This window comes from Aporhodopirellula sallentina SM41 (assembly GCF_000346505.1).
GTDB classification, from domain to species: Bacteria; Planctomycetota; Planctomycetia; order Pirellulales; family Pirellulaceae; genus Rhodopirellula; species Rhodopirellula sallentina.
The window spans coordinates 1-15,069 of record NZ_ANOH01000370.1 but is presented as its reverse complement, the minus strand read 5'-3'; the positions used below and the strand labels follow the sequence as shown (position 1 = coordinate 15,069).

Sequence of the window (15,069 nt, the reverse complement as noted above, 5' to 3'; positions counted from 1 at the left end):
CTTATCCGCCGCGCGGCGTCTTTCGAACGTGTCCCCACTCTCTTTTTAGAACAGGATCGTGATCATGAACCCAGTCATCTCGACCGACCAATTGACGATGCGATTTCGTGGTTGTGACGCATTGATGGGGGTGGATCTGAAGATTCAACCCGGGACGGTGTTCGCACTGTTGGGCGAGAACGGCGCGGGCAAAACAACGCTTATTCGCATCCTGACCGGTTTTCAAAAGCCGACCGGGGGCTCGGCAAACGTGTGCGGTTTCGATCCGTTGAAACAGCCGATGGAGGTTCGTCGGCGAGTCGGCTACGTGTCGGACAATCCGGTGATGTATGACTGGATGACGGTGGGCCAGATCGGATGGTTCACGGCGTCGTTTTATCCGGAGGGATTCTACGATTGCTATCGAGAACAGATCGCCCGGTACGAGATTCCCGAAGACCGAAAGATCCGCGTGCTCAGCAAAGGACAGCGAGCCAAGATCGCGTTGTCTTTGTCGCTCGCCCATGATCCGGAGTTGTTGATTTTGGACGAACCGACCTCGGGATTGGATCCGATGGTGCGACGCGAGTTTCTCGAAAGCATGATCGGACGAGCGGCTTCGGGGCGAACGGTTTTTCTATCGAGTCACCAAATCAACGAGGTCGAGCGGGTCGCCGACACGATCGGCATCTTACACAACGGGAAGTTGCAAACATGCGAACCGCTCAATGACCTCAAAGGATCGATGACGGAGTTGACCGTGTCGATGGATGACTCCTTGGTCGAGGTACCGACGTTGCCTGAGCCCGCGCAAACGCTGCTCGAAGAAAACCAAGGACGACAGCGCCGCGTGCTGGTCCGCCATTTTGATTCGTCGATGATTCCATTCATTGAATCGGCCGAAGGCGTTGTCGGGGTTCGTGAGCGAGCGATGACGTTGGAGGAAATCTTCATCGCTCATACGCGCAAAGGTTTCTCTGGTCCGGCTGATCCGCCACCGGGATCAGGACGTTCGGACGGGCCGTCTGACGGTTCGGGGGATCATTCACCCGATGATTCGAAGAGCGGTCCCGAGGTGATCGCGACAGGAGAATCGTCATGAACGAAACGCGAGTTTGGCAGGGTTTGTTGTGGAAGGAAACCAAACAGATCTTGCCGTTGATCGGGATACTGTTTGCGGTGTCGACGTTCCTGGTGATCGTTTGGACGACGACGTCCCGGCAAGTCAATATCTCATTGCGGACGGTGGGGGACATTGTGCCGTTGATCATGCCGGCACTGTTTGCGGCCGGCGCCGGAGCGATCTTGATCAGCCATGAAAAGGAAACTCGATCGCTGCGTTGGCTCGCTTCGCTTCCGATTCCTTGGCAACCGATTGTCGTGACGAAGTTGGTAGTTGCCTTTGCCGGTTTGGTCTTGATGTGGATCGGTTGCGGATTCCTAGGGGCGGTTGCTGGTTTGAACAGCAGCGGCGGGGGCGGTTTTTCCGAGTGGCGGCAGATTCATCCGGCGTTTTGGTTTTTGCATTCGATCTACGTTTTGTTGTGTGGGTTCTACACCGCATGGCGGAATAAGAACGCGTTTGCCGCGCTGGTGTTGATCATTCCTTTTGCTTTGTTGCCGTTTGTGATCGCTGAGGTCTGGATGGCGCTGCCGCATACGTCGCCGGTGCAATACGCGAGCGTCGCCTGGAGGACGTGGGTGATGGGGATGGTGACGTCGCTCGCGATTCCGGTCGTCGGATGGCTTTCCTATCGTGCCGGACGGAGTGAGTTGCAAGCCGATGAACCGGAGAAGTTGCTCACGCGAGACGCATTGTCGTCGGCCGATGCATGGCGACCGCCGGATGTTTCTGCACCGACGGTGATGCCGTTTCGGGATTCGCACACGTCGATGGTGTGGCAATCCATTCACGGATCACCATGGATGTCGATCGGATTGAGTGTGCCGCTGTTTTTCGGCGTGATCGGTTGGTTGGTACTGACGAACTGCACGGAACGTCTCACCGGGTGGACCGAGACGGCGGTGGGTACGGGGATCGGAACAGCGTTGCTCGCCGTCTCGTGGTTGGGTGTTGCCGTCTTTGCAGGTGATGGCTCGGCGACACGATTGAAGTTCTTGGCGGATCGTGGCGTTTCGCCCGGAAGAGTGTGGTTGGGGCGACACTGGTTGGGCGTCAGTCTGCTGTGCGGGGTAGCGCTCGTGATCTTGGCGATTCAGTCCTTCTTGGGGACGGCGAGCCATTCGGATACCTACCATCGTGCGGCGATGTTTGAGTTGTCGTTTTTGTCGATTTTGCTCGTGTTCGTGGTGATCTACGGCGTTTCGCAGTGGACGAGCCAAGTGGTTCCGATGTTGGCCGCGTCGGCTTTTCTGGCACCGGTGTTGTCGTTGGTGGCGTTGGCACTGCTGATCAATGCGGGAGTCGTCAACGGTGTGCGATTGTCGTGGTTGTTATTGGTGGCGTCGCTGCCGTTCGTTTCGACGTTTCTGTTGATGAAAGACTTCATGGACGGGCGACGGGGATGGAAGTATTGGTCGATGGTGGGTGTCGCGGCATCGGTGTTCATGGTTGCGCCGAGTGTTCCTGTTTGGATCGCCAAGTCGCGTTTTCCCTCAATGACGGAAGACCGATTTGCCGTGCTGTTTCCGGAGGCTCGGCAGTTGAGCGATAGTGTGACGACACGGCCGACGTCGATGCGATACGGCGATTTAGATCTACGCGATGCACTCGGGAACTTGCCTGGCGAGATCGATGGCGAAATAGCGGTGCAGCGTTTTGAGCAACGCGACTACATGTCGCCCGATACCTGGATGGCGATCGGCGATCGAGAGAGCGTGCCTTTGCTCGCCGATGTGGTAATCGTCCAGCACGGATTGGAAGCCGCTTCGTTGGCGAAGCTTCGATGGCAACAGTGGCAGGACGATGCTACACAAGAAGAGTTGGTGGCGTTTGTCGATCATCTGAGCCTGACGGCGAGGAGGTTGCGATTGAGTTACCGTTGGTACGATCAGGAAGTGGCGGACGTCGTTGAGATTTGGTTAGTCGACCTCCTGTCGGATGACGCGATATCCGGTTTGCGATCGCGGGCGGGCTTTCAAAATGCCTTGCGGCAGGTCGGTGATTTTGAGGGCAGGCAGCGTGCCCGGCGGCGAGCGATGTTGATCAGTTGGTATCGCGACCAAACGGCACCGCATGGCCGACGTGGAGGCATCCATGGCGTCAGTGCGATGGCATTTTGGTTTGATGACGTTCCCTCCGGGTGGCGAAGTTCGATCATGGTGCGAGGTTTGGGGGCGGTGACGGATCGCTGTTTGAAACTGTTGGATGCTGGTCAGGCGGGAAAAGGCATCGAGGCGGAGCTTCGCGATTTGGATCAACTGGTTGGCGAACCGGGAGGAGAATTTAAGGCCGGACCTTACGGTGACATGTTTGCGTCGGAAGGCGGTTCTGCAGTGCATGCGTGGAATTGGAGCTATCCGTCCTATCCTGCTACCAATTGGTTCGAGCCATGGGAACGCGAAGGCCTCGAGATGTTTGACGAGTATTCCGGCGAGCAGGTTGGTGACGAATCATCGTTGTCCGATTCTCTGTTATCACAGTGGGAGGTGGTGCGATGAATTTTCGAGTTTCTGAATCTCGATATCGGCTTGGGATGTGGGCGTCGCCCTTGTTGGCAATGACCGTGTTGATGTGGGGTGTTGCTCGCGAGTATGGGGCACGCGAGCGATTTGAAACGCGCCTTGTCCAACTCGAGCGTGAGGGAGTTTCGGTCACGGCATCTGAAAGGAAGCTGCGCTACGAGTCGATGATCTCCGCGGAAGATCGGCAGGCATGGAAGGAGTTGTTTGACGCGATCGATATCTTTGGCGAGATGCAGCGCGACTCTGTCGAAGGGATCGATGAATGGGTTCCTGCCGGAGAACCGTGGCCGGCCGAACCGTTTGCCATACGGATGAGCGAACAAGCAAAACCGCTGTTGGAGCGGTTTGAGGAATTGATGGCAAGCGAGGTTCCACTGTGGATCCCTATCGATGCATACGGTGGGCACCTGTATCTGCGTTGGGATTATGGACTGAGTTCGCTACAAGCACTGTTGATCGAGGAACTGCGTCTGGCCTATCACGCTGGTGATTCTGAACGCGCGATGGAGTGGGTGCAGAAGTGTGTCGATTTGGCGGATCGTGCTGGCCGGACAACCGAGTTTCAAAAGCGTGCCAAGTACACGCTCATCGAAGAGCGATTGGTCGGAATTCGAGCCACTTTGCGATATCGGTTCTGGAACTCGGAACAGTTAGAAAAGTTGGCCCGTCCACTGAGGCAACGTGATTCGCGCGTGGTGCCGGTCTTCAATCCATTCGTGGTATCCAACTTTGTCGTGTCTGACCCACTGAAGGCCGAAGGTGCTTGGGTGTTGTATCAAGGTGAACACGTCCGGGATTCTGCGCCATTCGGGATGTCGGGCCAGCACGCATTGGCGGCCTTGGACTGGATCCAAGGGGATCCAAACGTAGGCAAACGAACGCGAGGTGACGTTTGGCAGTACCACGAGCAAAAAGAGCGGCTTCGTCGAATCGAGAATCGATCGCGTAGTTGGGTGTCGGTTCCGTTTGCGACGTTGAACTGGGCGATGCGTTCAGATTGGGAGGTTGCGGAGTCTCAGGCGAAACAGGTTTGGGACCGATTCGAAGACGAACAGAGATGGACGCTGACTGCGATTTGTTTGCGCAAATACCATGTCGAGAATGGGCATTTTCCTGAATCGTTAGACGCGTTGCGTTCGGTCGGAGCTGATGCGGAAACCTGGACGCAGACCACGGGAGAGAGGTTCGGGTACGGCGCTTCGGGTTATGGCAGGCCGCAGGGGCGGATGGCGGTGTTTTGGATGGATGACCGGGTGTCGCGTGCGGGGGAAGAAAAGGGAGTGGGAAGCATCCCGTATAGTAAACGCAGTTGGGGGGCTGAGAGGGCGCAGCAGTACGAGTTATGGTTTGATCGTTTGCCGGCCGATGCGATTGAGCCCTTGCCGTTGGAGAACGCGGAGTAGCGTCGGTGGGGGAGTGAGCTGAATTCGGGTGAATCCAGTTACGGTGGTGTTTGGGATTCGGGTGAATCCCGAACTGGCGTTGGCTCGATTACCACTGTCGCAAGGTGATCTTTTGGAAGCTGACTTTCATCGCTGGGCCTTTGTGCAGTTGCAGTGCGATCACACCCGATTGGCTGGCTTTGTCACTCTGATTGTCGGTCACTTTCATCATTAGGGCTTCGTTGATGAAGTGTTCGAGTTGGTTGCCGCGGACGACGATTCGGTAATCGTTCCACTGGCCGGGGTGGATCCCTTTGCCGAGTGCGTTGGCGTCGGCGAATGTTTCGACTTGCTTTTTGCCTGATGGGCCGATGACGACGCTTTGGCCACGACGGGCGAGGATTCCGCGTCCTTTTTCTTCGTAGAGAATGCCGGCGAATCGGTTGGCCGAGTCAATGTCGGCTTGGTACCCAGAGACAACAAATTCTTTTTCGTCGAGCACGCGACTGTGGTACTGAATGCCTGAGTTTCCGCCTTCGATTTTGAACTGCAGGGTTAGTTCGAAATCACCGGAGACTTTTTCGTTAAGGATCAGGAATGTGTTTTGGGTGATTGGGGCTTCGTCAGTGGTTCGCCCGACGATGCATCCGTCTTCGACCGACCAAAGGTCATCGCGGCCGCGCCAAACGTCGAGGGACTTTCCGTCGAAAAGTGGCTCGACCTTGCCGCCTTTGAGCGATCGTATGGACGGTGAGAGCGAGTCGTTTGCCGATTCGCTTTTCGCAGGCTGCTCGGCGCTCGTGTCGTCGGCTTGGGCGATGGCCGGGGGGGCGACGAGCGATGCGGCGGAGGCAAGGAGAATCAACCAGGTTGGGTATCGAAGCGAGGTTGCAGTCATCGGAATTGGGGGAGTTTAAAAGGTGGGAGCGAAGGGGATGTGAGGGTGGGTTACGTTTCGTCGCCGAGGTTGAACAGATGCCGCAGGGCTTCGAGGAGTCCTCGGGAATGACCGGCCGCGGCATCATCGCGAATGGAGGCCATCGGTGGATGGAGTAGTTTGTTGGTCAGGCGATCGAACGACTTTTCAATTTCTTTCGTCATTGCAGCGTCCGTGGTGCCGTTGAGTTTGTCAAGCAAGCGTTGGAGTTCCGCCGACTTGACTTGATCGGCCCGTTCGCGGAGTTTGCGAATGACAGGGCCGGTCGCACGTTGTTGCAACGACGCGATGAAGCGATCGACTTCTTCATCAAGAATTCGTTTTGCTTTGGGCCATTGTTTTTCGCGTTCGCGGCGGTTGCGATTGCAGGCGGCTTGGAGGTCGTCGATCTGATAAAGGTAAACGCCCGTTTCGTCACCGATCACGGGGTCGAAATCGCGTGGGACGGCGAGATCGAGGACCAACATGATGCGTCCGCCTCGTTGGGCGTTGAGACGTGCGAAGGTATCCGCATCGACGAGTGGTTCTTCGGCCGAAGTGGTACCGATCAGCAAATCGGCCGCAACGATTTCTTCGAAGAGGTCGTCGAGCGGTTTGGATTGTGCGCCAAAATTGCTCGCCAACGCGGCACCGCGTTCTTGGCCACGGTTGACGATGCAAAGATTGTCACTGCCCCCATTTTTGAGATAGCGGAGTGTTTCCTCGGCCATCTCACCGGCACCGCAGAGCACGACCCGTTTGCCGCGGAGTGTTTCAAAGACCTCCGGGACGACTTCACCAACGGCGACACTCGGGACGCTGAGCCGTCGTCGATGGATTGTTGTTTCGGTTTGGACGCGTTTGGCCGCGCGGTTGGCGGCTTGGAAGGCGGCGTGGGTCACCGGACCGGTCGCGCCGGCGACGTTCGACAGGTCGTAAGCTTGTTTGACCTGCGACAAAATCTGAGCTTCGCCCACCACCATGCTGTCGAGACTCGCGGCGACGAGGAACAGATGGTCGACCGCTTCGCGGCCCTGCCGGACTGCCATATGCTCGGCGACAAAGTCCGCTGGCTTTTCCAGGCACTCGGCGACAAAATCGATCAGTGCTTTGCGGACTTCGTCGAAGGAGAACGAACCGGAGGCGGCTTCGCTGGCGATCAGTCCACTGCCGAACGGTCCGCCGGCGGCGTAGAGTTCGACGCGGTTGCAAGTCGACAAGACGACCAGCTCAGCACCGTCGAATCGTTCACCAAAGCTCGAAAGAGCCTGTTCGGTGTGCTCGGTAGAGAAGGAGAGTTGTTCGCGAATTTCAACGGCGGCGTCATGGTGCGAACATCCGATCATTTGCAGGGTCATGCGATCCCCCGCGGTGTCGATGTGTTCGATGTGTTCGATGTGTTGGTCGTGTTCGATGAGAGCAAGCGTTGCCCTGGTGACGCGGTTTCGGCAAACCGATCAGCGGGAGTCCATTGCATCAGCACCGTATCGCTCGCGTCGATTCCGTTTTCAACTTTGGTGCCGCCTCCGTGGGACGTGGTCAGCAGCCCAGACATGGCGAGAACGAGGAAGCCAAAGCTCGCCAGGGTGAGATACGCGACTTTGCGACCGCGGCTGGCGGGGGCGTAGAGAAACTCGACCGCGGTGGCCGACGCGAGCCAAATGAACAGCAGTGCCGACAACATGATGCCGCGGTTCGTCCACGGGATTTCACCGAGTTTGTTGAGGTTCATCACCACACCGGAGACCAAACCGATCCCGACCGCCACGGTGCTGACGACGAGGCAGCGGCGGTTGAGGTTTTGCAGCGTCTCGAGTGTGGGAAGACGCAGAGCCGATCCGGCTCGTTTTTGCTTGAGCCTCCATGACTGAACCATGTACATGGCACCGGCGAGGAACCCGAACAGGACCGCCGCGGATCCGACCATCATGGAGATCCCGTGCACGCTCCTCCAAAATTCGGTCGCCTCGGTGCGATCAAACGCGGGAAGGTGGCGAACCGACATCGCCAAAGCGATCATCGCCAAAATCGCGGGCAGGAAGAAGAACCCGATGACCGTGTCGGGCCGACGCAGATACAAAATGAAGTAAGCAATGGCGAGGCCGAGGGCGACCATCAGCGACCAGTCCGTCCAGGTGGCGAGCCGACCAATTTCGCTGGTGGCGTCACCGGAATCGACCATCGTTGCACGCAGCGACAGGTAGACGAAATGAGTGAAAATGCCGACGAGCATCATGACGAGGCCCGCCAATCCGCGACCGGGCAGCGGACGGCCGATCAGCCGGAGCAGTTCGATGGCGAGGACGACGAGATAACTCGCGGTGAAGCAGGTTACCGATATTTGCTGGAGTATGGGGAGCATCGCCGTATCTTACACTGAGTTTGAATTTTTTCGTACTCGGTAGGGATCGGCAGAGGGGGCGGCCGGGGCTGGAAATCTTTTGCCGCCGGTTTGTTTGATGGCGGTGTGCGAGTAGATTTTGGGAATGAACAACACAATCAAACTCGCGGTCCACGGGGCCGCCGGACGAATGGGACAGCGCGTCGTCGCTCTGGCTAGCGGCGCGGATTCTGTCGACGACGCATCAGGCTTTACCGTGGTCGGTGCGATTGACCATGCCGAACACCCCAAGAGCGGTCAGGATGCCGGCGTGGTCGCGGGACTGAGCCCGATCGAGGTGCCGATCTCTGCTCAGTGGCCTGACGACGTTCAGGTGGTGATCGATTTCTCTCTGCCCGAGGCTCTTGATTCGTGTGTGGAACACTGCGTTGCCAACAATTTACCGTTGGTGATCGCGACCACGGGGCTGAGTGACGGGCAAAAGGAATCGCTCGCCGAAGCCGCTCGGACGATCCCGATCGTGTGGGCGCCGAGCATGTCGTTGGCGGTGAATCTGTCGATGAAGATGGCAGAGCGGATCACATCGGCACTGCGTGACGTCGCCGGCGGCGTCGACATCGAAATTCTCGAACGCCACCATCGTTTCAAAGCGGACGCGCCGAGCGGCACGGCGTTGAAGTTCGGCGAGTTGATCGCCGATGCGATGGACACGGAGCAGCCGGTCGCGCATGTCCACGGACGCGAAGGGCATACCGGCCAGCGGACGCGAAACGAAATCGGATATCACGCGATTCGCGTCGGCGACAACCCCGGCGAACACACGATCGTGTTCGGGATGTTGGGCGAGAAGATTGAGTTGAACGTTGCGGCGAGCAATCGTGACTGTTACGCCTCCGGAGCCCTGGCCGCGGCCAAATGGTTGATGCAGGGCGAAGCGGGAGGCCCCAAACCGGCCGGGATGTACAACATGTTCGACGTACTCGGGATGGCAGACGGTCAGTGATGAGTGACCGTGTACGCGTCGGCGGCGGTGAGAAATTGCATTTGGCGATTTCGACGTGCCCCAATGATACGTTTGCGTTTGCGGCGTTGCTCGAGGGACGTGTCGACACCGGTGGTTTCGAATTCGAGATCGATCTGCTCGACATCGATCAACTCAATCATGGTCTGCTCGAAGGAAAGTTCGACGTTGCCAAGACCAGCTTTCACGCGGCGTTGACGATGACCGAGGAGGTGGTCGTTTTGCCTGTCGGTTCGGCGCTTGGCTTCGGTGTTGGGCCGCTGCTGTTGGCGGCTCGACCTGGCGAGGTTCCAAGGCCGAGTGCGTCGGGGGGCGACGGTCAATTGACGCTGTGTCCGGGGGAATTAACGACGGCGAAATTGCTGTTCGATTTGTTCTATCCCGGGACGACGCCGGTCGAGCATGTGGTGTTTTCCGAGATCATGCCCCGGCTGAGCGAGGGGACTGCGGATTTCGGCGTTTGCATTCATGAGGGGCGATTCACGTACGAACAGGCCGGGCTGCACCGAGTCGCCGATCTGGGGGAGCTGTGGGAGTCGTCCACCGATTGCCCCCTCCCGTTGGGAGGATTGGTCATGCGGGTGAGGCACGAGGAGGCGACCATGCGGCGAGTCAGCAAGGTGATTTCACGTTCGCTCGCGATGTCACTGGAATCTCCCGAGACGGCTCTTCCGGCGATGCGGCGTTACGCTCAGGCGATGGATGACGCCGTATTGATGCAGCACGTGGATTTGTATGTGAACGATTGGACAGTCGATCTGGGCGAGGTTGGCCGCGATGCTTTGCAAAAATTGAGCGAAATGGCCGGGCAATCCGAAAAATCCACTGAACAGTCATCGCTGTTACGCGTTCTATAAACAGACGCCCTGATTTCTTGCCAGAATGTGGCAACGAGACTAGTCTGCACGTGGTGAAGGATCGCTTCTTTTCTCCTCTTTAGTTCCTCGATGCACGGCCGCATGGATCCCTCTTCTGCAATCCGACCAGAAGCATCGACGGTGCACCGCGCCGAATCGACCGGGGAGGTTCTGCCTGAGGACAAGGCCGCACCGTTGTCGGTCAACGAACAGGAACTCGAGGCGGCCGAGACGGTCATCCGCCAGGACCCGCGTGGATCGCTCTCGGGAGCCTCGGCAGACGGATCGGCAACGCCGGAAGGCTCCGGTGAGGCCGGCTCGGACAGCGGTTCACGGTCCGGATCGCAATCCCGCTCCGGTGGTTCGGGTAGCGGTTCGCTGCCTCGACCGACTCATCACACGCCGGCATCGCTGACCCGCGATCTGCAGGGGCAGCGGCTGAACCATTTCGAACTGCTCGAACAAATCGGCGGTGGCGGGATGGGGGCCGTTTTCCGTGCCCTCGACGAACGGTTGGGACGGACCGTGGCGGTGAAGGTGGTTCCCTTTGCCGCGGGCGATCCCGATTTGCAGCGGCGGTTTCGCAATGAAGCCCAAAGTGCCGCGAAGCTCGATCACCCGCTGATCGCGCGTGTTTTCGAGGTCGGTAATGACGGGCCTTGGTACTACATCGTCTTTGAATACATCGACGGCCGAAACATCCGGGACATCGTTTCGGGCAGCGGTCCGTTGTCGCTCGATGATGCGGTCTACTACACGTGCCAGGTTGCCGAAGCGATCGGTCACGCGTCACGTCGTGGGATTGTTCACCGTGACATCAAACCGTCCAACGTTGTGGTGACGGAGGAGAGTTCGATCAAACTCGTCGACATGGGTTTGGCCCGGTCGGAGAGTTTCGACACGAGCGAGGACATGACCGCGAGCGGCGTGACGCTCGGAACGTTCGATTATATCTCGCCCGAACAGGCGCACGATCCGAGGCTCGCCGATATCCGCAGCGACCTTTATTCGCTCGGATGCACGTTCTTCTACATGTTGACCGGATCGCCCCCGTACCCCGGCGGGACGATGTTGCAGAAGTTGCTCAATCATGGCAACGCAGCGATCCCCGATATTCGCGAGCATCGTGAGGATGCCAGTGATGACTTGGCCGCCATTGTGCGGAAGATGCTCGCAAAGCAGCCCGAGCAACGTTATCAAAATTCACAGAGCTTGATCGCTGACCTGCGTGAGTTGGCGTTGCGAGAAAACCTCCGCCGCAGTCGTGGTGTTGATGCCGTTGCGGTCGAGGACGATCGTGCGATTTTGCATCGGTTGCTACGTCATTTGCCGTGGGTGGTTGCCGCGTCGGTTTTGGCGATCAGTGCGGTCGGGCTAGAAATGTTCTCGTGGCAGGAACGAAGTGAGTTCAGCTCGCAGGTGGCGTCGACGGTTCCCGATGGTGCGTTCGAGTCGGTTCCGGTGTTGAATTCGGTGGACGGGCTCGCTTCGCCTGGGGAAACGACCCGGCGTGCTTCGTCCGGTTCCGCCGGCAACGGGACACCGAGTTTTACGCTCTCATCCAACCCAACCGATCGACTTTATTCGTCGCAGGGAACGGGAGGTTCCGGTGCAAACGATGGTTCTCGCGGCGGGGGCGGCAGCCTGATTCCCGGGACGGATTACGCTGCGGGAAACACCGCGGCGAACTCGGGAAGGATGATCGGTCCGAGTCTCCCGGCTGCGATGAGTTCATCAGAACGGGATTTGCTCGATCCGAGTGAGGGGCCTCGGTTGCCGATTGCGGGGCCGATGCAACCATCGGTGCTCCCTTCGATGTCCAGTAAGTCTCCTGCGATTGTTGACGTGTTGCCCGGGCTCGATCCTCGTGGGGGCACGATGGCACCGGACCTGTCATCGCCGGGGGCACCGCCGAGTGCCGTCGCGATGGGCAACGACGAACCGCGGCGAACCGGGATGAGTCGTTTGCCGAGCGACCCACCGAGTTTGCAGAACTTTCCATTGCCGATCGGATCAGAGGCGGTTGTCGATGACATCGACGACGTTCCGTTGACGCCACGTGTGCCCTCGTTTGGCGGCATGGACGTGGGCACGAACGATCCGTCGACGATCGCGATGAGTCGTTCGGATTTGGAACGATCGCTCACCGCGGGAGAGCCGCCTGAACGGACAACGATTCTCGACCCTCCGCATTTGGTTCGGATCGTCTCGGCCGACGCGATGCAAAGCATGGCGATTCGAGAGAATGCGCAGAATGACGGTGTGGTGCTGACCACGACGCTCTCCGATGCGTTGGAATTGGCCCGCAGGCATCGTGTCGAACAGATCGATATTGATACGCCGATGTTGGCCAGCGGTCCGGTGGTGGTGGAGGAGGATGATCTCGTCATTGCCTCCTCGGTTCCGGGCGGCACGGCGATCGTGTTCACGTCGAATCGTGACGTCGACATGCAACGCAGTGACATGCTGTCGATCGGATCGAACCGAATCGACTTAGTGGATTTGCATCTGTACTGGACCGTTCCGGCGAGCGAGACCGATGGCGGTTCCATGTTGGCCATGAACGATAACCGTCAGGTGCGTTTGACAGACTGTTCGATCACGATCGACAACCCGTCGCGGCGAGACGAAATCCACGCGTTCAATATTGTCACCGACCCGGACGCGATCGAATCGGGGGCCGGCGCGATCACCTCTCACGACGAGCGTGCGGGGGGCCGCGTCCCGCACCGGGCTGACAGATCCGTTGCCGCTGATTTCGATCGAGCTGTACAACGTTATTGTTCGCGGACAGATATCCATGTTGCGGATGGATGTTGCCGCGGAGTTGCAATTGCTGTGGGAAAACGGATTGCTCGCGGTTTCGCGTCGGATGATTGAAACCGGTGGTTCGATGCAATTGCCGCAGCCCAAATCGGGATCGATCCGGTTGTCGCTGCAGCGGCTGACGGCCTATGTCCCACGCGGGCTGCTGTCGATGCGATTGGGCGTCGGCGGAATCCATCCGGTCGCGATCGAACGTCAGGCCGAGGAAAGTGTCTTTGTCGTCGGGCGTGGCGTGCCACACGTCGAAATTACCGGGATTTCGCGAGAAGACGAGTTGCAATCGTGGTTGCGGCTCAGGGGAGCGTCCAACGCCTACGAAGCCGATACAACGTTGAGTGATCCCTTGTTCGTGGTTCGCGATCAGGCCGGTCAGAAAACCACAACGACATTGAACGATTTAATCGTGAATCAACCGGATTGGGCCGATGAAAGAACTCCACGTTGGGTGGTTCGCTGGTCTCAGCCGTTGCCCGATTCGGTGTCGGTGAGCAGATTGGTGCCAGCAGATTTTCGCCAAGATGGCTCATTATTCGCGGGTTTTCAAGAAAAAAGCTTGCCAAAAATGCCGATGCAGCGAACATTGGACTTCTCGACGACCGATCTCCCCTAGTCGGGACGGTTTCGTATAAAATCCGGACGTGGAATTTTACGGTTCCATCGCCACGGTCGTTTGACTTTGCCCCCTATGGGTGACTTTAATAGTGGCGGTTAAAGATCCACTGACCGTGATGCCCACCTTCTTAACCCACCGACTCAATTAGGAAACAACTCGATGAAACGTTTGGCTCTCGTGTTCGGCCTCCTTGTTTGTTTTGCCACTCCATCGTTCGCGATTAGCGAATTCGGCAAGCAGTTCAAGGCTCACGTAATGGAATCGGAAGCTCCCGATGACTTCAAAAAGGCTGTGAAAAAGGCAAACTGCTACATTTGCCACGTTAAAGGCGAAGACAAAGACGAAGTCCGCAACGAGTACGGCGTAGCAGTCGGCAAATTCCTCGACGCCGAAGACTTCCCGAAGGACTACATCAAGAAGAATCCTGAAGAAGCCAAAGCCAAGATTCTCGAAGGCTTCAAAAAGGCAGGCGCAGAGAAGAGCAAAGACGGTCGCACTTTCGGTGAGAAAATCAAAGCTCACGAGCTGCCTGCCACAGACGCTGGTATCTAAAGACTCGTTAGTCTGTAGATTGCCAGTTTGGTGAAAAGCTTCACCAAAAAAACGCAAACCATCGATCCCGCAGAAGCAATTGCTTCTGCGGGATTTTTCATGCCGTCACGGTGACACACAACAGACATCCTCGTAGCTGGATTCGCCAGAGTTCAAGTACCGAAGTCTGGCGATTTCATTCGCAACGACGCTCTAGGTGCCGGAGAAATTGAAGAGGTGCTTTTCGCCGCGAATGATCAATTGGTTGTCGACCGGGGCTGGCGTCGCATCGATTGTTTCGCCGAGTTCGTTAGTTGCAACGACTTCGAACTGTTCGGCGTCTTTGATAACGACCACGGTGCCATCACGATCGCAGAGATAGACGTGTCCGCCAGCAGCAACAGGTGAAGCGTAAATGTTGTTGAGACCGCTAACTCGTTGGGCGTTGTAGTGAGGTTTGCCGGTCTGGGCATCCACGCAGCTCAGTACGCCTGATTTGCCTTTGTAGAAATACAGTCGGTCTTCGGATAGCAGTGGAGATGCGATGTCCGGCGTGTTGCGTTGGATCGTCCACAGAACGTTGGTGGTACCTTGGATGTCGCCGCGTCCGCCGACACGAAACGCACCGAGAAACGCACCGCGGAATCCGCTGGCGATGTAGACCACTCCGTCTCGATAGACGGGTGAAGCGGCGGGGCGTGCCGTTTGGCCCGCGCATCGCCATAGTTCCGCGCCGCTGTCCAGGTCGTATCCGCGAGCGTAGTTTTCACCGGTTGTGATGACTTCGGTACGACCTCGAAAATCCACGATCAACGGAGTTCCCCAGTTCGTTGGTTCATCCCGATCGACCTCCCAAATGGTCGCGCCGGTCGCTTTATCGATCGCGTAAAGTTTGGATTGTCCTTCGTGGTCCCACGGGAGGATGATTCGATCATTGGCGAGGACCGGTGAACTGCCT

At 57.8% G+C, this 15,069-nt stretch carries 12 protein-coding genes; 8 read left to right on the top strand and 4 right to left on the bottom strand.

The window, feature by feature from the left end; genetic code table 11:
- Positions 1-64 precede the first annotated feature (64 nt).
- The 3 genes from RSSM_RS24445 to RSSM_RS24435 are packed head-to-tail and all read left to right on the top strand — an operon-like array spanning position 65 to position 5,027.
- Entirely contained in the window at positions 65-1,081 is a 1,017-nt protein-coding gene (locus tag RSSM_RS24445; RefSeq protein ID WP_044303547.1) for an ABC transporter ATP-binding protein, read from the top strand.
- Positions 1,078-3,600 carry an ABC-2 transporter permease gene (locus RSSM_RS24440; protein ID WP_008685955.1) on the top strand — a complete coding sequence of 841 codons (2,523 nt, stop codon included), beginning with the start codon at positions 1,078-1,080 and terminating at the stop codon, positions 3,598-3,600. The genes RSSM_RS24445 and RSSM_RS24440 overlap by 4 nt, the downstream gene beginning before the upstream one ends.
- Entirely contained in the window at positions 3,597-5,027 is a 1,431-nt protein-coding gene (locus RSSM_RS24435; RefSeq protein ID WP_008685954.1) for a hypothetical protein, read from the top strand. The genes RSSM_RS24440 and RSSM_RS24435 overlap by 4 nt, the downstream gene beginning before the upstream one ends.
- A gap of 88 nt (positions 5,028-5,115) precedes the next feature.
- On the opposite strand, the gene RSSM_RS24430 is transcribed toward RSSM_RS24435, so the two are convergent.
- The 3 genes from RSSM_RS24430 to RSSM_RS24420 are packed head-to-tail and all read right to left on the bottom strand — an operon-like array spanning position 5,116 to position 8,284.
- Positions 5,116-5,904 (bottom strand): 3-keto-disaccharide hydrolase, encoded by a 789-nt coding sequence (locus tag RSSM_RS24430; protein WP_008685953.1) that lies wholly within the window; start codon positions 5,902-5,904, stop codon positions 5,116-5,118.
- A 50-nt stretch (positions 5,905-5,954) separates the two neighbouring features.
- Entirely contained in the window at positions 5,955-7,280 is a 1,326-nt protein-coding gene (hemA, locus tag RSSM_RS24425) for a glutamyl-tRNA reductase (protein ID WP_008685951.1), read from the bottom strand.
- Complete coding sequence (locus tag RSSM_RS24420; RefSeq protein WP_008685950.1) at positions 7,277-8,284, bottom strand: cytochrome c assembly protein; 1,008 nt, start codon at positions 8,282-8,284, stop codon at positions 7,277-7,279. The genes hemA and RSSM_RS24420 overlap by 4 nt, the downstream gene beginning before the upstream one ends.
- Before the next feature lie 124 nt (positions 8,285-8,408).
- Here RSSM_RS24420 and dapB point away from each other — a divergent pair, with 124 nt between their 5' ends.
- From dapB to RSSM_RS24400, 5 genes are all read left to right on the top strand, one after another.
- Positions 8,409-9,266: a 4-hydroxy-tetrahydrodipicolinate reductase gene (gene dapB / locus RSSM_RS24415; RefSeq protein ID WP_008685949.1), complete on the top strand. Its 858-nt coding sequence runs from the start codon at positions 8,409-8,411 to the stop codon at positions 9,264-9,266.
- A complete protein-coding gene (locus tag RSSM_RS24410) occupies positions 9,266-10,141 on the top strand; it encodes a 1,4-dihydroxy-6-naphthoate synthase (RefSeq protein WP_044303546.1) in 876 nt (291 codons plus the stop codon). Before dapB ends, RSSM_RS24410 begins: the two co-directional genes overlap by 1 nt.
- 102 nt (positions 10,142-10,243) lie before the next feature.
- Positions 10,244-13,021 (top strand): serine/threonine-protein kinase, encoded by a 2,778-nt coding sequence (locus tag RSSM_RS24405; protein WP_008685947.1) that lies wholly within the window; start codon positions 10,244-10,246, stop codon positions 13,019-13,021.
- Positions 12,951-13,577: a hypothetical protein gene (locus tag RSSM_RS34955; protein WP_236621353.1), complete on the top strand. Its 627-nt coding sequence runs from the start codon at positions 12,951-12,953 to the stop codon at positions 13,575-13,577. The genes RSSM_RS24405 and RSSM_RS34955 overlap by 71 nt, the downstream gene beginning before the upstream one ends.
- Positions 13,578-13,739: 162 nt before the next feature.
- On the top strand, positions 13,740-14,132 hold the full coding sequence (locus RSSM_RS24400; protein WP_008685945.1) for a hypothetical protein: 393 nt from the start codon (positions 13,740-13,742) through the stop codon (positions 14,130-14,132).
- Between the two features lie 192 nt (positions 14,133-14,324).
- Here RSSM_RS24400 and RSSM_RS24395 read toward each other — a convergent pair.
- Positions 14,325-15,069: outer membrane protein assembly factor BamB family protein (locus tag RSSM_RS24395; protein ID WP_044303545.1), on the bottom strand; the 745-nt coding region annotated here is incomplete at its 5' end.

What these genes read in the sequence shown, in the direction of transcription:
- RSSM_RS24445 (WP_044303547.1), top strand. Translation starts at nt 65, where the DNA reads ATGAACCCAGTCATCTCGACCGACCAATTGACGATGCGATTTCGTGGT.
- RSSM_RS24440 (WP_008685955.1), top strand. Translation starts at nt 1,078, where the DNA reads ATGAACGAAACGCGAGTTTGGCAGGGTTTGTTGTGGAAGGAAACCAAA.
- RSSM_RS24435 (WP_008685954.1), top strand. Translation starts at nt 3,597, where the DNA reads ATGAATTTTCGAGTTTCTGAATCTCGATATCGGCTTGGGATGTGGGCG.
- RSSM_RS24430 (WP_008685953.1), bottom strand. Translation starts at nt 5,904, where the DNA reads ATGACTGCAACCTCGCTTCGATACCCAACCTGGTTGATTCTCCTTGCC.
- hemA (WP_008685951.1), bottom strand. Translation starts at nt 7,280, where the DNA reads ATGACCCTGCAAATGATCGGATGTTCGCACCATGACGCCGCCGTTGAA.
- RSSM_RS24420 (WP_008685950.1), bottom strand. Translation starts at nt 8,284, where the DNA reads ATGCTCCCCATACTCCAGCAAATATCGGTAACCTGCTTCACCGCGAGT.
- dapB (WP_008685949.1), top strand. Translation starts at nt 8,409, where the DNA reads ATGAACAACACAATCAAACTCGCGGTCCACGGGGCCGCCGGACGAATG.
- RSSM_RS24410 (WP_044303546.1), top strand. Translation starts at nt 9,266, where the DNA reads ATGAGTGACCGTGTACGCGTCGGCGGCGGTGAGAAATTGCATTTGGCG.
- RSSM_RS24405 (WP_008685947.1), top strand. Translation starts at nt 10,244, where the DNA reads ATGGATCCCTCTTCTGCAATCCGACCAGAAGCATCGACGGTGCACCGC.
- RSSM_RS34955 (WP_236621353.1), top strand. Translation starts at nt 12,951, where the DNA reads ATGGATGTTGCCGCGGAGTTGCAATTGCTGTGGGAAAACGGATTGCTC.
- RSSM_RS24400 (WP_008685945.1), top strand. Translation starts at nt 13,740, where the DNA reads ATGAAACGTTTGGCTCTCGTGTTCGGCCTCCTTGTTTGTTTTGCCACT.